The sequence below is a fragment of the Methylobacterium nigriterrae genome (assembly GCF_037106235.1).
In the GTDB taxonomy this organism is placed as follows: Bacteria; Pseudomonadota; Alphaproteobacteria; order Rhizobiales; family Beijerinckiaceae; genus Methylobacterium; species Methylobacterium nigriterrae.
The window spans coordinates 59,437-75,586 of the sequence record NZ_JBAWTG010000004.1 but is presented as its reverse complement, the minus strand read 5'-3'; the positions used below and the strand labels follow the sequence as shown (position 1 = coordinate 75,586).

Below are 16,150 nucleotides of genomic sequence, written 5' to 3'. Positions count from 1 at the left end.
TCAGCGCCCCTAACAGCCGGGCCGTATCAGTCGTATGACAGGCCGCCGACTCGGGCGGGAACGGGCGAACGGGCGGGACCTTTGGCGAGACCTTTGGCGAGCAACTCCGGCGATGTCCCGCTCGGCGCGGGCCCGGGCGATCCCGGGGCCGCCGGTTGAGCCCGCCCATCGTCCATCATCCGGCCTACCAGGCGAGCCTGCCCGAGGGCCACCGCTTCCCGATGCGGAAATACGGGCGGCTCGCGGAGATCCTGGCGGCGCGGGGGCTGGCGCCGGCGGGCTTCGTCAGGCCGGAGCCCGCGACGGCCGCGATCCTGGCGCTCGCGCACGATCCGGCCTACGTCGAGGCCGTTCTCGGCGCGGCGGTGCCGCGCGAGATCGAGCGGGCGATCGGGCTGCCGGTCGACGCGGGCGTGGCGGCCCGCGCCCGCGCCTCGGCCGGCGGCACGCTCGCGGCGGCCCGGCTCGCCCTCGCGCACGGGCTCGCCGGCAGCGCGGCCGGCGGAAGCCACCACGCGCGGCGCGCGCAAGGGGCCGGGTTCTGCGTCTTCAACGACGTCGCGGTGGCAGCCCGCGCCCTGCAGGGGGAGGGGGCGATCGGGCGGGCGCTCGTCGTCGATTGCGACGTCCACCAGGGCGACGGCACCGCCGATTGCCTGTTCGCCTCGCCCGACCTCTTCACGCTCTCGATCCACGCCGAGAAGAACTATCCCCTTGCCAAGATCCCGGGCGACCTCGACATCGGGCTGCCGGACGGGCTCGGCGACGCCGACTACCTCGCGGTGCTGGCCGCCCGGCTGCCGCCGCTCCTCGACGCGCTCGCGCCCGACCTCGTCTTCTACAATGCCGGCGTCGACCCGCACGGGGACGACCGGCTCGGCCGCCTCGCGCTCACCGATGCGGGATTGTCCGCCCGCGACCGCTTCGTGGTGGGTCAGGCCCGCGCCCGCGCCATCCCGCTCGTCGCGGTGATCGGCGGCGGCTACGGCAGCGACGTCGAGGCGATCGCGGCCCGCCACGCCCTGGTCTTCGAGGCGCTGGCGGCGGAAGCCTAACTCTCAGGGGCGCGCTCGGGCAGCGCCCGCGCCTGCGCCTCCAGCGCCTCGAACAGGCGCCCGAGGTCCGGCCCGTCGAGGTCGTGGAAGCCGAGCGAGCGGCTCATCATCAGCCCCAGCACCGCGAAGACGAGGGCCGCCCCGGCGCCGGGGCGCGCCTCGAGCCCCGCCGCCTGCGCCAGGCGCTCGGCGAGGAAGGCGCGGAAGCCCGCCAGGGCCTGCGGGTTCTCGGCGGTGGCGATCAGGAGCGAGTCCGGGAAGCCGCATTCCTCGGCGTAGACCTCGCGGGCATGCGCGATCAGCGCGAGCGGCAGGCCGGCCGGGCCCGGCGGCAGCCGCTCCGCGCAGGCGGCGATGCCTTCGCGCATCCGCTCGACCTTGCGCGCGGCGAGCGCCGTCACCAGCGCGTCCTTCGAGGCGTAGTGATGCAGCACCCCGCCCTTGCTGAGGCCCGCCTCCGCCGCCACCGCGTCGATCGTCAGCGTGCGGCTGCCCGATCGGCGCAGCAGGGCCTCGGCGGCGTCGAGGATGATCGCCGGCCGATCCTCGCGCCGGCTGCGCGCCTTTGTCATCTCGCTCCACACCTAAAAACCGTCTGGACGGTCGGTAAGATACCCGATATGGGTCCGCCGCGATAGACCGAATCGAGGTGGAAGCGCCGTGCCGAGGCTTCGCAGGATCAGGACAGGGACCCTCGCCGCCCTGCTGGCGGCCGTGGCCGCGATGCCGCCAGGCCCGGCCCGGGCCGGCGAGGTGCCGCTCGCCGCGCAGACCCTGGTGCGGACCGAGGCGGCCCGGACCGCGGTGGTCGCCGCCGACATCGTGATCACCGGCGACATCCAGGCCCAGGCCCAGACCAACGTCTCGTTCCGCACGAACGGCAAGGTCGCGGCCCGCCTCGTCGAGGTCGGCGACCACGTCGCGGCCGACCAGGTGCTGGCCCGCCTCGACCCGCAGGAGCAGCGCGCCAACCTCGACAACGCCCGCGCCGCGCTTACCTCGGCGGAGGCGCTGCTGACGCAGGCGCGTCTCGGGTTCCGGCGCCAGGAAGCCCTTCTCGCGAGCGGCTACACGACCCGGCCCGCCTATGACAACGCGGAGCAGCAGCTTCGCACCACCCAGGCGGCGGTCGAATCGGCCAAGGCGGCGCTCGGCACCGCGCAGGAGCAGTTCTCCTACACGGAGCTGCGCGCGGGCGTCGCCGGGATCGTGCTGAGCCGCTCCCTCGAGACCGGCCAGGTGGTGCAGGCGGGCCAGTCCGTCCTCGTCATCGCGCAGGACGGCCCGCGCGACGCGGTGTTCAACGTCTACGAGGCGCTCCTCGCCACCCCGCCCGATTCGAAGACCGTCGCGGTCACGCTGCAGTCGGATCCGGCGGTGGTCGCGACCGGCACGGTCCGGGAGATCTCGCCGAGCGTCGACCCGGCCTCCGGCACCGTGCGGGTCAAGGTCGGGCTCGAATCGACGCCCCCCGCCATGGGGCTCGGCGCCGTGGTGATCGGGCATGGCAAGTTCCGGCCGCGGGAGGCCGTCGTGCTGCCCTGGTCGGCGCTCTACCGCTGGAAGCGCGAGCCGGCCGTGTGGGTGCGCGACCCGAAGACCGGCACGGTCGCGCCGCGCACCATCGTCGTCGACCGCTACGGATCCGACCGGATCGCGCTCGAATCCGGCGTCGCGCCGGGCGAGGAGGTCGTCACGGCGGGCATCCAGTTCCTGCGCCCCGGCCAGACCGTCACGGTCGCGAACGGCGACACGGGGGCCGCGCGATGATTTTTTGCCTGTTTCGGCAATCCTGCGACGCTTCAAACCCAGCGCGAGGCCACCTCTCCCATGCGGGAGAGGTCGAGTCCGCGGGACGCGGACCGGGTGAGGGGTTCGCCATGTCCGGAGAGGTCGCATCCCTCATCCCAACCCTCTCCCGCGCGGGAGAGGGGGCCCGCCGTGCCCGCCTCGGCCTCCTCCTGCCCCTGCTCGCGCTGGCGGCCTGCCAGCCCGCCGAGAAGGCCGAGGCGCCGCCGGTCCGCCCGGTCCTCTACACGGTGGCCAAGCCCGTCGATGCCGTGATGTTCGGGCCCTTCGCGGGCACCGTCGAGCCGCGCTACCAGTCGCAGCTCGGCTTCCAGATCGGCGGCCGGGTGGTCGCCCGCGACGTGACGATGGGCGACATCGTCCGGAAGGGGCAGCGCCTCGCCGCCCTCGACCCGATCGTGCCGCGCTACGCCCTGGTGCGCGCGGAGGCCGACGTCGCCGACGCGCGGGCGCAGGCCGAGAATGCCGGCGCCACCGAGGCGCGCACGCGCCGCCTGATGGAGGGCGGCAACGTCACACAGGCCCAGCTCGACGGCGCGGTGGCGAACCGCGACACCGCCCAGGCCCGGCTCGCCCAGGCCCAGTCGAGCCTGGAGAAGGCCCGCGACCAGATGGGCTACACCGAGCTGAAGGCCGATTTCGACGGGGTGGTGACGCAGCGCAGCGCCGAGGTCGGCCAGGTCCTGAGCGCCGGCCAGGCGGTCGTGACGGTGGCCCGCCCCGAGGCGCGCGAGGCCGTCGTCGACATCCCCGAGGATCTCGCGGGCGCGATGCCGAAGGACGGCCGCTTCCGGGTCGCGCTGCAGAGCGCGCCGGAGGTGACGACGCTCGGGCGCGTGCGCGAGGTCGCGCCCTTCGCCGACCAGACCACGCGCACGCGGCGCATCCGCATGACGCTGGAGAACCCGCCCACCGCCTTCCGGCTCGGCGCGACCATCACGGTCTCGCTGGAACGCCCCGTCGAGAGCCGCTTCCCGCTGCCCGCGACCGCGCTCCTGACGGCCGACGGCCAGGATTCCGTCTGGATCGTGAACGCGGCCGGCACCGGCGTCACCCGGCGCCCGGTCACCGTGGCCGAGCGCGGGCCCGAGCGCGTGGCGATCAGTTCCGGCCTGTCGGCCGGCGAGCGGGTCGTCGTCGCGGGCGTCCATTCCTTGAGCGAGGGCCAGACCGTGCGGCTCTCCGACGAGTCCCTCTGATGCACGCTCCCCGAGACGCTTCCGGCCGCGATCCGTCCGGCCGAGACCTGCCCGAGCACGGCACCGCCGACGGCGGCTTCAACCTGTCGGAATGGGCGCTGTCGCACCGCTCCTTCGTGTGGTTCCTGATGGCCGTCTGCCTGATCGCCGGCGCCATCGCCTATCGCGGCCTCGGCCGCGAGGAGGATCCGCCCTTCGCGATCAAGACCATGATCGTGCAGGCGAACTGGCCGGGCGCCACGATCAACGACACCCTCCAGCAGGTCACCGACCGCATCGAGAAGGAATTGCAGCAGATCAACGCGCTCGACTACGTGCGCAGCTACACGACGCCCGGCCAGACCACCGTGTTCGTGCAACTGCGCGACACCACCAAGGCGGGCGAGATCCAACCGGCCTTCTACCAGGTGCGCAAGCGCATCGGCGACATCCAGGCGACCTTCCCGGAGGGCGTGCAGGGCCCCTTCTTCAACGACGAGTTCGGCGACGTCTACGGCAACGTCTACGGCTTCACGGCCGACGGCCTCACCCACCGGCAATTGCGCGACTACGTCGAGGGCGTGCGCACCGAGGTGCTGAAGGTGCCCAATATCGGCAAGACGCTGCTGCTCGGCACCCAGAAGGAGACGATCTACCTCGACTTCTCGACCCGCAAGCTCGCGGGCTACGGCATCGACCTGCAGTCGCTGATCAGGACGCTTCAGGCCCAGAACGCCATCTCGCCCTCCGGCGTCGTCCAGGCCGGGCCGGAGCGGGTCTCGGTGCGGGTGAGCGGCCAGTTCGTCTCGGAGGAGTCGCTGCGCAACATCAACCTGCGCTTCAACGACCGCTTCTTCCGCCTGTCGGACGTGGCCGAGATCAGCCGCGGCTACGAGGATCCGCCCTCCGCGCTGTTCCGCGTCGACGGCCGGCCCGCGATCGGGCTCGCCATCGCCATGCGGCCGAACGCCAACCTGCTGCATTTCGGCGAGGACCTGAAGGCGCGCATGCGCCTGATCGAGGCCAAACTCCCGATCGGGGTCGGCATCCACCTCGTCTCGGACCAGCCCAGGATCGTCGAGGAGGCGGTCGGCGGCTTCACCCAGGCGCTCGTCGAGGCCGTGGTGATCGTGCTTGCCGTGAGCTTCATCAGCCTGGGGCTGCGCGCCGGGCTCGTGGTCTCGATCTCGATCCCGCTCGTCCTCGCGATCGTCTTCGTGATCATGCAGGTCATGGGGGTGACGCTGCAGCGCATCTCGCTCGGCGCCCTCATCGTCGCGCTCGGGCTCCTCGTCGACGACGCCATGATCACCGTCGAGATGATGGTGGCGCGCCTCGAGCTCGGGGATTCGCTCAAGAAGGCCGCGACCTTCGCCTATACCTCGACGGCCTTCCCGATGCTGACCGGCACGCTGGTGACCGTGGCGGGCTTCCTGCCGATCGGCTTCAACGGCTCGTCGGCGGGCGAGTACACTTACTCGCTGTTCGTGGTGATCGCCGCCTCGCTCCTCGTCTCCTGGGTGGTGGCGGTGCTGTTCGCGCCCCTCATCGGGGTGACGCTCCTGCCCAGGGCCCTGAAGCACCACGGCCACGAGTCCGGGCGCCTCGCGCGCGCCTTCCTGGCCGTGCTCAAGCTCGCCATGCGGTTCCGCTGGACCACCGTGCTCGTCTGCGTCGGGCTGATGGGCCTCTCGATCGCCGGCATGACCCGCGTCCAGCAGCAATTCTTCCCGTCCTCCGACCGCAACGAGGTGCTGGTCGACATGACGCTGCCGCAGAACGCGACCATCGCGGAGACGAGGGCCCAGATGGACCGGTTCGAGGCGGCGCTGAAGGGCGATCCCGACATCGATCGCTGGTCGTCCTATGTCGGGCAGGGCGCGGTGCGCTTCTACCTGCCGCTCGACCAGCAACTGAACAACGCCTTCTTCGGGCAGATCGTGATCGTGACGAAGTCGCTCGAGGCGCGAGACCGGGTGATGGCGCGCCTCGCGGAATTCGGGAAGCGCGACTTCGTCGGCACCGACGTGTTCGTGAACCCGCTCTCGCTCGGCCCCCCGGTCGGCCGCCCGGTCCAGTATCGCCTGAGCGGTCCCGACCTCCAGACGGTGCGCGAGCAGGCGCTCAAGCTCGCCGGCATCGTCGCCGGGAACCCGCATGTCGGCGTGCCGACCCTCGACTGGAACGAGCCCGGCAAGGTGCTGCGGGTCGAGATCCTGCAGGACAAGGCCCGCCAGCTCGGGGTGACGAGCCAGGACATCGCCTCGATCCTCAACGGCGTCGTCGGCGGCAGCGCCATCACGCAGGTGCGCGACTCGATCTACCTCGTCAACGTGGTGGGCCGCGCCCGCGCCGCGGAGCGGACCTCCCTCGACACCCTGCAGAGCCTGCAGGTGATGCTCTCGAACGGCACCGCCGTGCCGCTCCTCGCCTTCGCCAGGATCGACTACGACCTCGAGCAGCCGATCGTCTGGCGGCGCGACCGCGTGGCGACGCTGACCGTGCGCGCCGCGATCATCGACGAGACCCAGCCGCCCACCATCGTCGCGGCCCTGAAGCCGCAGGTCGACGCCTTCGTGAAGGCGCTGCCCGAGGGCTACATCCTGGCCACCGGCGGCGCGGTCGAGGAATCCGCCAAGGGCCAGGGACCGATCGCCGCCGTGGTGCCGGTGATGCTGCTCACCATGGCGGTGTTCCTGATGATCCAGCTCCAGAGCGTGCAGAAGCTGTTCCTGGTGTCGAGCGTGGCCCCGCTCGGGCTGATCGGGGTGGTGGCGGCCCTGCTCACGTCGGGCAAGCCGTTGGGGTTCGTGGCGATCCTCGGCATCCTGGCGCTGATCGGCATCATCATCCGCAACGCCGTGATCCTGGTGAGCCAGATCGAGGAATGCGAGGCGGAGGGGCTCGGGCCCTGGGACGCGGTGGTCGAGGCGACGCGCCACCGGATGCGGCCGATCCTGCTCACCGCCGCGGCCGCGAGCCTCGGCATGATCCCGATCGCCCGCGAGGTGTTCTGGGGGCCGATGGCCTACGCGATGATCGGCGGCATCATCGCGGCGACCTTCCTGACCCTGTTCTTCCTGCCGGCCCTCTACGTCGGCTGGTACCGGATCAAGGCACCGCCGCGCGAGCGGGCGGCGTGACGGCCGGCCGCGCGGCGGCTTCCTCGGGCAGCGGCTCGGGGAGCTTGCGGGCGGGCGGGATCGACACGGGTTTCGAGAAGGCGCGGAGGTTTCCGATCAGCTTCTGCAGCAGGTGGACGGTCGTCTGCACCTCCGAGGGGCTGAGCTGGGACAGGAAGTTGCGCTCACGCTCGAGCGCCACCTGGGTGATCCGGTCGTGCAGGTCGAGGCCGGCCGGCGAGAGGGCGACGAGGCGGCGGCGCGCGTCGGTCTCGTCGCCGCGCACCAGCACCAGCCCCCGCTTCTCCATCCAGGCGAGGCTGCGGCTGACCACGCCCTTGTCGAGATGGGCGGCGTTGCAGATGTGGTGGGCGGTGACCCACGGCTCGGAGGCGAGGCGGTACATGATCCGCCAGTCGGTGATGCCGACGCCGAAGTGCCGGCGGTAGAAGATCGACGCGTTGCGCGTCAGGCTGTTCGACAGGGTGGTCAGAAGCGCGGGCACGTAGGCCTGCGGATCGATCACCTCCAACTGTACCGGCACCGGCTCGACGCCGCCCGCCGCTTTCGCTGATCGGCCCATCGGTGACGCTCTCGACTTCCAAGGCCCCGGCGCGCAAATGTCGTCCATTCGCATTGCCGGATTGTCCCGTTTGACAACATACTAGGACAAATTTTGTTCAGTGCGCAGCGGCTTGCGGGACACACCGGCCACATCGTCACAAGTGCGTTAACGCTTGCCGACGCTGCAGAGGGTCGGGGCGAGCGCGCGCAGCACCGGACGGTAGGCCGCGACGTGCAGGCCGTCGCGCATCGCCCCGGGCTTGGCATAGCCGGACTCGCCCTCGCGCAGTTCCGCAAAGGGGTCCGCGAATCGGCAGCCGAGGCGCTCGCACATGAGCCGCAGGCGCTCCGAGTAGTGGTTCACCGCCCGGGCTTCGAGGTAGCGTTCGAGGTTCCGCCCGACCGGGGGCAGGGCCGTGACGACGAGCTGGTCGGTGATCTTGAGGAGGCGGCGCACGATCCGGCCCGCCGCCTCGTCGAAGCGGGCGGTGGCCTCCGGCTCGAGGGGCCGGTTCTTCCGCATCAGGTCGTTGGTGCCGATCGTGAGAACCGCCGCCCGCGGCCGGGCCGGGAAGGTCAGGGTCTCGACGAGGTCGGCATAGACCTCCGCGCTCGCGCCGCTCACCCCGCCATTGACCAGTTCGAGCCCGCAGGGGCGCTGGGCCGGCGGCTGCAGCTCGGACTGCGAATCACCTGCCAGGAAGAGGTAGTCGGGGGGCGCCTCGTCGAGATGGACCTGCACGGCGATGAGCCGGTTCCGCGCATAGGTCCGCGCGTTGGCCTCCGGCCCGTGCAGGCTCCAGCCGAGCAGGCCGCCGGCCGCGAGGAGCAGGGCCGCCCCGAGACCGAGGATCAGGGCGCGCCTCACCGGGGCGGGCTCCCACTCGCGGCCGCGCCGGACCGGTCGACCCGCGCCCCCGGCCGGGAGTCGGTCGTCGCGTAGTAGGGCTTGATGTCGAGGAGCGGCGTGCCGTCGAGGCAATCGAGGCCCCGGACCGTCAGCTGATCCCCCTCCCGGCCCAGAAGCTCGACCACCGACAGCGCGATCGGGTTCGGGCGGGCCGGCGAGCGCAGCGAGAAGGTGCCGCGGCTGCCCTCGGCGTGGCGCGGATGCTGGCGCACGAGGTCGCGCACCGCCCGGTCCATCCAGTAGAGCAGGATCAGGTGGGTCGCGCCCTCGACGTTCTGGAGGCCCGCGGCGAAACGCGGGTCGACCGCGACGGTGCAGACCGCGTCGGTCTGCAGGCCGTTCTTCGGGCAATCGGCGCGCTGCAACCAGGGCGTGCGAATGTGGCCGATGAAGTACAGGCCGGCATCGAACGCGCCGGGGAGCGTCACCGCCTCCTCGCCCGGCCGTCGAGCGTGCAGATCGTTCATGGAAAGTTCCGTGCTTCGAACCGGGCCGGCCCGCTCCCGACGGGGCGCGCGCGCAGGCTTTCGGCCAAGTCCGGCCTCGCCGCAACCCCGCGATGGTCGCGCCCGGCCGCGGGCCGGTGTAGAGCCTGACCCCCAGGACGCCGGCAACGGAGAGGGCTTCGTGATCGACGACGAGCTGCGACCGATGGAAACCCTGGCCGATCCCGCGGTCGCGGTCGATCGCCTCGAAGCCCTCCATGCCGGCGCCACCCAGGCGCTGCAGGCGGCGCTGGCCCGCTTCCTCGGCGGCGGCCCGCCGCCGGACGCGGCCGAGCGGCTGCAATTCCGCTATCCGGAACTGCGCGTCACCTACAGGCCGACCGGTCCCGTGCCCCGGATCGGGCGTGCCACGGCCAAGCTCCAGGTCGCCGGCACCTACGCCACCACGGTGACGCAGCCCGAGCATTTTCGCGACTACCTCGTCGATCAGCTCAGATCTCTCGTCCGCGACTACGGCGTCGGCCTGGAAGTCGGGCTCAGCGCCCAGGAGATCCCCTACCCGTACGTGCTGGAGCCCGGCATCGACCTCACGGGCGGGGGCGTCAGCGCGGCGGACCTCGCCACCTGGTTTCCGGTCCCGCTCCTGTCCGTCGTCGGCGACGAGATCGCGGACGGGCTCTGGCAGCAGCGCGCCGACAGTCCGCGCCCACTCGCTCTCTTCGACGCGATCCGGGTCGATTACTCCCTGCGCCGGCTCGTCCACTACACCGGCTCGGACTGGCGCCACATCCAGCCCTGGATCCTGCTGACGAACTATCACCGCTACGTCGACCGCTTCGTGCGCCACGGCCTGGAGCGGCTCGCCTCCGGGGCGGAGGGATTCGAGCAGATGGTTCTGCCGGGCGGGGTCGTGATCGATCGGGCCGAGGCCGCGACCGCGGACCCCGCAGTCGTGATCGCCCGCTCGGACTGGCACCGCTTCCAGATGCCGGCCTACCATCTCGTGGCCCGCGGGCCGGGCGGCCCGCAGGGCACGACGCTTGTCAATATCGGCGTCGGCCCCTCGAACGCCAAGACGATCACCGATCATCTCGCGGTGCTGCGGCCGCATTGCTGGCTGATGGTCGGCCATTGCGGGGGCTTGCGGCAGTCGCAGACCATCGGCGACTACGTCCTGGCGCACGGCTATCTCCGGCGCGACCGAATCCTCGATGAATTGGTGCCGCCCGACGTGCCGGTGCCGGCCCTCGCGGAAGTTCAGCTCGCCCTCCAGGCCGCCGCCGCGCAGGTCACGGGCGAGGAAAGCGAGGCGCTCAAGCGTCGCCTGCGCACCGGCACCGTCGTCACCTACGACGACCGCAACTGGGAACTCCGCTTCTCGCAGGAACGTCGGCGCATCAACCTCTCGCGCGCTATCGGCGTCGACATGGAGAGCGGCACGATCGCGGCGCAAGGGTATCGCCTGCGGGTGCCCTACGGCACTCTGCTGTGCGTTTCCGACAAGCCGCTCCACGGAGAGATCAAGCTGCCGGGCGCCGCGAACGCCTTCTACGAGCGCGCCGTCGCCGAGCATCTGCTGATCGGGCTCGCGGCGCTCGACGCTTTGCGGGCGGACCGCCAGGGCCTGCACTCGCGCAAGCTCCGCAGCTTCGACGAACCGCCCTTCCGGTGAGGACGCAATAGTGCGCGAGAGGCCTCGCCATCAGCGAGTTCTGGGCGGTATTATGCCCCGCCACAACATCAAAGAAAAAATTATGTCCATCAGCAACTCATTCTGTTCTCGTTAGAGCATATATTGCTCACCAGATCGACGTAACGCTTCTTTATCCAATTTCATGCAAATAGTCCTGATATTGCTCAGTTGCGACGGTCGACTCGTCTTGCCCGTCCCGAACAGATCAGGTGCGATAGCCATGAAGTCATCACTCGCCAATCTGAAGATCGCGATCAAGATCGGCATCACGCTGGCGTTCCTGATCGGCGTCGGCCTCGCGACGACGCTGGTCTCCCTCGGCACTCTGTCGAGAATCGAGCAGACCGGGCATTGGGCCGCGCACACCCACGCGGTGATCGGCCGGATGAACGAGATCCTCATCGCGATGGTGAATCAGGAGACCGGCGTCCGCGGCTACCTCGTATCCGGCCAGGACGGCTTCCTCGAACCGTACAGGAACGGGGCGGCGCGTTACGCCGAGGCATACTCGGACGTCACGCGGCTCACCGCCGACAATCCCGTCCAGCAGAAGCGCCTCGCCGAGCTCGACGCGCAGGCTCGGATCTGGCGCACGGACATCGCCGAGCGGGAGATCGCTCTCATGCGCGACGCGGCCACCCGCGAGGCGGCGCGCGCGCTCGAAGCCTCGGGCGCCGGCAAGGCGGCCATGGATTCGCTGCGCCGCTCGGCAGAGGAGATCGTCGCCGTCGAGCGAACCCTCCTGGCCGAACGCGACGGGGCAGCGGCGGCGGCGGCGAACTCGTCCCGGCTCGGGAACGGCATCGGGCTCGCCGTGATGGTGTCGGCCGCCGGCCTGTCCCTCCTTCTGCTGCATCTCGGAATCAGCCGACCGATCCGGAACCTGAAGGCCACGATGGGCCGTCTCGCCGCCAACGATCTCGCGGCCGCCGTGCCGAATCTCGGCCGCCGGGACGAGGTCGGCGAGATGGCCGCCGCCGTCCAGGTGTTCAAGGACGGCCTCATTCGGGCGCAGGCACTCGAACAGGAGGCCGCCCTGGCGCGCGCCGGTGCCGAGGCCCAGCGCGAGGCCGCGACGCGCGAGCTTGCCGACGATTTCGAGCGGGCGGTGGGCGGCATCGTCGAGGCCGTCACGGCGGCGGCCGCCGCGCTGCAGGACACGTCGCGCACCATGAGCGCCACGGCGGGACGCACTGCGGACCAATCCACCTCGGTCGCCGCGGCCGCCGAGGAGGCCGCCGCGAATGTCACCATGGTAGCCTCGGCCGCCGAGGAGCTCGGCAGCTCGGTCGACGAGATCGGCCGGCAGGTCCAGGGATCGGCGAGCCTTGCGGCGGCGGCAGCCAGGGAGGCCGAGACAACGGCAGCGCTCGTTCAGGCGCTCAGCATGGGCGCCACCAAGATCGGGGACGTCGTCAGCCTGATCTCGAGCATTGCCGGCCAGACGAACCTTCTGGCGCTTAACGCAACGATCGAGGCGGCCCGAGCCGGCGAGGCCGGGCGCGGCTTCGCTGTGGTCGCCACCGAGGTGAAGGAACTCGCCAGCCAGACGGCCAAGGCGACCGACGAGATCGCCCGCCAGATCGCCGAGATCCAAGGTGCGACGCACCAGGCGGTCGGGGCGATCGAGAGCATTTCCGGCAAGGTCGGCGAGATGAGCAACGTCACGGCCGCCATCGCGGCCGCCATCGAGGAGCAGGGCTCGGCGACGCAGGAGATCGTGCGCAATGTCGGCCAGGCCGCGTCGGGTACCGGCGAGGTCACCCGCAACATCGCGAGCGTCGCCGCCGCGGCCGACGAGACGGGTGCCGCGGCCGGGCTGCTCCTGGCCTCGGCCTCGGACCTCTCCGTGCAATCCGAGCATCTCGGCGGAGAGGTGCGGCGCTTCCTCGACGGTGTTCGCGCCGCCTGAGCGCCTCAGCGCTCGCGCCGCCAGAGACCAGCCCGCTCGGAGCGGGCCTGCTCCTCGGCGGCGAGGAGATCGGGCGGCGCGTCCTCGCTCGCCCGCGCCCCGCCCGCCGCCAGAATCAGCGAGGCGAGGTCGTCCCCGTCGATGCGACAGCGCAGAGCCCGGCTATCGGCGCCCGGCGCGCAGGCCACCTCCCGGCGCCGCAGGTAGCGTGAGAGCTGACGTGCCAGGGTGCCGCCCTCGCCCTCGACGCCGAGGAGGCGAACGACCCGGCCCCGGAATGCCAGGGTGCCGGTATCGATCACCTCCGGCACGCCGCGCAGTTCCTCTCCCACGACCGCTTCCCTGCCGGGCGGGACGTCCCTGCCGGGCGGGACGTCCCTGGCGGGCGCGGGCTCGGCGCGGGCCGCCGAGGGCCGCCTGGCCCGGCCCTTGGACATCTGGACGGAGGCACGCTGCACGAAGTCGCGAAAGATCGACGCCGGAATATCGCCGCCGCTGACCCGGTTCATGGAGCTGTTGTCGTCGTTGCCGACCCAGACGCCCACGATCAGCTCCGGCGTCATCCCGACGAACCACGCGTCGCGATAATCCTGCGTGGTGCCGGTCTTGCCGCCGACCGGGATCCCGGCGACCCGCGCCCCCTTGCCGGTGCCGGCGTCGATGACGGCCTGCAGCGAGTCGAGCATCATGGTGCGGCTGTCGCCTGGCAGCACCGCGGTGGGCTTCGGGTCGGGATGCAGGTAGAGGGGCTGCGGAGCTGCGCCCCGGATCGCGTGGATCCCGAAGGTCTCGAGCGGAGCGTGATTCGCGAGCACCCCGGCATAGGCGCGGGTCATCTCGAGGAGCGTCACCTCGGCGGAACCGAGGGCAAGGCTCGGCACGCTCGGAAGCTCGGACTGCACGCCGAGGCGGCGCGCCGTGTCGATCACGGCCGGCACGCCCACCTCGTCGGCGATCTGCGCCGCAATCGTGTTGATCGAGAGCGCGAAGGCCGTCCGTAACGGCACGGGCCCACGGAAGCGGTTGTTCGCGTTCTGCGGCTCCCAGTCGCCGATCTGGACCGGGCGGTCGACGAGCACGGTCTCGGGCGAGAAGCCCTTCTCGTAGGCGGTGAGATAGACGAAGAGCTTGAACAGCGAGCCGGCCTGCCGCTTCGCCTGGGTGGCGCGGTTGAACTGGCTGTCCTCGTAGTCGCGCCCGCCGACCATGGCCAGAATCGAGCCGTCCTTCGACAGGGCCACGAGGGCTGCTTGCCCGACCTTCTTCCTCGCCCCCTCGGCATCGAGGCGCCGGGCGACGACACCCTCGGCGAGGCTCTGGAGGTCGAGGTTGAGGGTGGTGCGGAGAGTCACGTCGCCGCTGGTCTCAACAAGACGCCTGGCATCGCCCGCCACCATGTCGAGGAAATAGTTGGTCCCCGGCGGCGTCTCGGGCGGGGTGCGCAGCGTGATGGTCTGAGCCCGCGCCTTGTCGGCCGCCTCGGCCGTGATCGCACCGGTCTCGACCATGGCCTGGAGCACCACGTCTGCCCGCTCCTTGGCGCCGCCGAAATTGCGGGTCGGGGCAAGTTGCGAGGGAGCCCGGACGAGGCCCGCCAGCATGGCGGCCTCCGGCAGACTGAGCGCCTTGGCGGGCTTGCCGAAGTAGCGTCGCGCCGCCGCGTCGACGCCGTAGGCGCCGGCTCCGAAATAGGCCGTGTTCAGGTAGCCGAGCAGGATCTCGTCCTTCGACATCTCGCTCTCGGCCCGCAGGGCCAGGAAAGCCTCCTGAATCTTGCGCCGGAGGGTCTTCTCCTGCGTCAGCGATGTGAGGCGGACATATTGCTGGGTTATCGTCGAACCGCCCTCGCGCACGCCGCCGCCGACGGCGTTGCGCCAGGCCGCGCGCAGGAGGCCCCGCAGGTCGACGCCCCAGTGGCTGTAGAAGCGCCGGTCCTCGATGGCGATGATGGCCTGAGCCAGGTGAGGCGGCAAATCAGCGGCGGTCAGGGGCTGTCCCCGGAAGGTCCCGCGGGTGGCGAAGACGCGCCCGTCATCGGCCTCGACGGTGACGGCTCGCTGCCCCGGATCCTGCGCCGCTCCGCCGAGCGGCGGCAGGGTGAGCAGGCTCGATATGACGAGGATAGCCGCGATGACGAGTGGGACAGCGCCAATGGCGAGGCCGCCCACGAGATAGGGATGAGCCCGGATGCGGCCCCGGAGACCGGATCCGGGGGCCGGACGGCGGAGCGGGTGGGACGTCTCGGACGATGCCATCGCGCGGCGGGCGCGCCACAGCCGAGCCCCGAGCGCCCTGAGAAGCGGTGTCGTCTCCTGCGCGGCCCGCCGCGTCCGTTGTCCGGCTCCCCGCACTGCGCCAGCGGCCAGCAATCCGAGCTGTCGCCCGAGCACCCGCGCGGCCGCCGCCGCCTCGCGGGCAGCGACCCGTGTATCCGCCCCGTCGCCCGCGGCGGGTCGCGGGGGCTCGCCGGCCTGCGGACGTTGCGGATCGGGAGGCACCATCGACAACCCATCACCCGGCACGCGGCCGGCCAGCACGGAAGAAGGCCGCCGTTCTAGACCGGATGATGCCGGGCGCGCTACGCGCGGACCGGCCGGGCGATCAGGCCGTGCGCGGCGTCGGCATCGGCCGGCCGGCCTCCTCGTGGCGTCCGCGCAGGCGGAAGGCGAGGATCAGGAGCATCACGCCGAAGGCAACGGCGTATCCGCCCATCCACCACGTCAGCACCACGGCCGACATGCCCGGGTTGATGAGGAGCGCGAGCCCGAACAGGATCGAGATCACGCCGCCGAGCGCGAGCCACCAGCGGCCGTAATGGAGATGCAGACGGAACGCCGCCGCGAGCATCAGGCCGCCGCTCACGAGCGCCCAGAGCGCGACGAGGTAGACGAAGGCCCAGACGGCCGCCGCCGGCATCAGGAAGGCCGCCGCACCGACCAGGATGTCGACCAGTCCTTCGAGCAGGAGGAAGCCCCAGCGCTCGTTGCGCTGGGCGGCCCGCACCGAGGCGATGATGCCGAAGACGCCGTCGACGAGCATATAGGCCGCGAAGAAGATCACGAGCGTCAGGATCGTGGCGAGCGGCGCCACAAGGGCGATCACGCCGAACAGGATGGCGCAGACGCCGCGCAGAGCCAGAAGCCACCAGTTGCGCGCGAGCACCGTGCTCATCGCGTCGAGCCGCGCCGGACCGGGAAGGGAGATCCCGGACGCACTGGTGCCGGCCGGATGCGGAGGAGTGATCGGATTGCCGGTTGCCATGGGCTTGCTCCTCGAACGATGCGGGCGGCGCGCCGTGCACTTCGCGGTGCGGGACCTTGGCCGCTGAACGCCGCGATCGCGGCGACGTTCCCTGCCTTGCGATTTCGTCACGTGCGTACAAACGGCATTCATGACGCGGGCACGGAACCTTGGGTCAGGTCCCGTCTTTGCAGCAGCGAGGCGGGTTATCGAGTGTTCCG

12 protein-coding genes are annotated in these 16,150 nt (G+C 71.2%); 6 read left to right on the top strand and 6 right to left on the bottom strand.

Features of this window, described 5'->3' with window-relative positions:
• The first annotated feature begins 155 nt into the window (after positions 1 to 155).
• On the top strand, positions 156 to 1,055 hold the full coding sequence (locus WDW90_RS04420) for a histone deacetylase family protein (protein ID WP_336486072.1): 900 nt from the start codon (positions 156 to 158) through the stop codon (positions 1,053 to 1,055).
• On the opposite strand, the gene WDW90_RS04415 is transcribed toward WDW90_RS04420, so the two are convergent.
• Complete coding sequence (locus WDW90_RS04415; protein WP_336486071.1) at positions 1,052 to 1,627, bottom strand: TetR/AcrR family transcriptional regulator; 576 nt, start codon at positions 1,625 to 1,627, stop codon at positions 1,052 to 1,054. The two genes, WDW90_RS04420 and WDW90_RS04415, sit on opposite strands and share 4 nt — an antisense overlap.
• Before the next feature lie 151 nt (positions 1,628 to 1,778).
• On the opposite strand from WDW90_RS04415, the gene WDW90_RS04410 reads away from it, so the two are divergent.
• From WDW90_RS04410 to WDW90_RS04400, 3 genes are all read left to right on the top strand, one after another.
• A complete protein-coding gene (locus tag WDW90_RS04410; protein WP_431310979.1) occupies positions 1,779 to 2,825 on the top strand; it encodes an efflux RND transporter periplasmic adaptor subunit in 1,047 nt (348 codons plus the stop codon).
• Positions 2,826 to 2,935: 110 nt separating this feature from the next.
• Positions 2,936 to 4,063: an efflux RND transporter periplasmic adaptor subunit gene (locus WDW90_RS04405; RefSeq protein WP_336486069.1), complete on the top strand. Its 1,128-nt coding sequence runs from the start codon at positions 2,936 to 2,938 to the stop codon at positions 4,061 to 4,063.
• Positions 4,063 to 7,185: an efflux RND transporter permease subunit gene (locus WDW90_RS04400; protein WP_336486068.1), complete on the top strand. Its 3,123-nt coding sequence runs from the start codon at positions 4,063 to 4,065 to the stop codon at positions 7,183 to 7,185. Before WDW90_RS04405 ends, WDW90_RS04400 begins: the two co-directional genes overlap by 1 nt.
• Here the strand turns inward: WDW90_RS04400 and WDW90_RS04395 are convergent.
• The 3 genes from WDW90_RS04395 to tsaA all read right to left on the bottom strand — a co-directional run bounded on the left by WDW90_RS04395 (position 7,154) and on the right by tsaA (position 9,105).
• On the bottom strand, positions 7,154 to 7,747 hold the full coding sequence (locus WDW90_RS04395; protein WP_336486067.1) for a MarR family winged helix-turn-helix transcriptional regulator: 594 nt from the start codon (positions 7,745 to 7,747) through the stop codon (positions 7,154 to 7,156). The two genes, WDW90_RS04400 and WDW90_RS04395, sit on opposite strands and share 32 nt — an antisense overlap.
• Before the next feature lie 147 nt (positions 7,748 to 7,894).
• On the bottom strand, positions 7,895 to 8,596 hold the full coding sequence (locus tag WDW90_RS04390) for an SGNH/GDSL hydrolase family protein (RefSeq protein WP_336486066.1): 702 nt from the start codon (positions 8,594 to 8,596) through the stop codon (positions 7,895 to 7,897).
• A complete protein-coding gene (gene tsaA / locus WDW90_RS04385) occupies positions 8,593 to 9,105 on the bottom strand; it encodes a tRNA (N6-threonylcarbamoyladenosine(37)-N6)-methyltransferase TrmO (protein ID WP_336486065.1) in 513 nt (170 codons plus the stop codon). Before tsaA ends, WDW90_RS04390 begins: the two co-directional genes overlap by 4 nt.
• A 160-nt stretch (positions 9,106 to 9,265) precedes the next feature.
• Here tsaA and WDW90_RS04380 point away from each other — a divergent pair, with 160 nt between their 5' ends.
• Both WDW90_RS04380 and WDW90_RS04375 read left to right on the top strand, forming a co-directional pair.
• Positions 9,266 to 10,756: an AMP nucleosidase gene (locus tag WDW90_RS04380; RefSeq protein WP_431310973.1), complete on the top strand. Its 1,491-nt coding sequence runs from the start codon at positions 9,266 to 9,268 to the stop codon at positions 10,754 to 10,756.
• Positions 10,757 to 10,997: 241 nt separating this feature from the next.
• Complete coding sequence (locus tag WDW90_RS04375) at positions 10,998 to 12,689, top strand: methyl-accepting chemotaxis protein (RefSeq protein ID WP_336486064.1); 1,692 nt, start codon at positions 10,998 to 11,000, stop codon at positions 12,687 to 12,689.
• A gap of 5 nt (positions 12,690 to 12,694) precedes the next feature.
• Here the strand turns inward: WDW90_RS04375 and WDW90_RS04370 are convergent, their stop codons facing one another.
• Both WDW90_RS04370 and WDW90_RS04365 read right to left on the bottom strand, forming a co-directional pair.
• The gene (locus WDW90_RS04370) at positions 12,695 to 15,190 is read right to left on the bottom strand and encodes a PBP1A family penicillin-binding protein (RefSeq protein ID WP_336486063.1); all 2,496 of its coding nucleotides are present in this window, start codon (positions 15,188 to 15,190) and stop codon (positions 12,695 to 12,697) included.
• A 100-nt stretch (positions 15,191 to 15,290) separates the two neighbouring features.
• Positions 15,291 to 15,860 carry an HdeD family acid-resistance protein gene (locus WDW90_RS04365; RefSeq protein ID WP_336486177.1) on the bottom strand — a complete coding sequence of 190 codons (570 nt, stop codon included), beginning with the start codon at positions 15,858 to 15,860 and terminating at the stop codon, positions 15,291 to 15,293.
• Between the last annotated feature and the right edge of the window lie 290 nt (positions 15,861 to 16,150).

Excerpts from the sequence above, each read along its gene's own strand:
- WDW90_RS04415 (WP_336486071.1), bottom strand. The coding sequence starts at position 1,627 with ATGACAAAGGCGCGCAGCCGGCGCGAGGATCGGCCGGCGATCATCCTC.
- WDW90_RS04410 (WP_431310979.1), top strand. The coding sequence starts at position 1,779 with ATGCCGCCAGGCCCGGCCCGGGCCGGCGAGGTGCCGCTCGCCGCGCAG.
- WDW90_RS04405 (WP_336486069.1), top strand. The coding sequence starts at position 2,936 with ATGTCCGGAGAGGTCGCATCCCTCATCCCAACCCTCTCCCGCGCGGGA.
- WDW90_RS04400 (WP_336486068.1), top strand. The coding sequence starts at position 4,063 with ATGCACGCTCCCCGAGACGCTTCCGGCCGCGATCCGTCCGGCCGAGAC.
- WDW90_RS04395 (WP_336486067.1), bottom strand. The coding sequence starts at position 7,747 with ATGGGCCGATCAGCGAAAGCGGCGGGCGGCGTCGAGCCGGTGCCGGTA.
- tsaA (WP_336486065.1), bottom strand. The coding sequence starts at position 9,105 with ATGAACGATCTGCACGCTCGACGGCCGGGCGAGGAGGCGGTGACGCTC.
- WDW90_RS04375 (WP_336486064.1), top strand. The coding sequence starts at position 10,998 with ATGAAGTCATCACTCGCCAATCTGAAGATCGCGATCAAGATCGGCATC.
- WDW90_RS04370 (WP_336486063.1), bottom strand. The coding sequence starts at position 15,190 with ATGGTGCCTCCCGATCCGCAACGTCCGCAGGCCGGCGAGCCCCCGCGA.
- WDW90_RS04365 (WP_336486177.1), bottom strand. The coding sequence starts at position 15,860 with ATGAGCACGGTGCTCGCGCGCAACTGGTGGCTTCTGGCTCTGCGCGGC.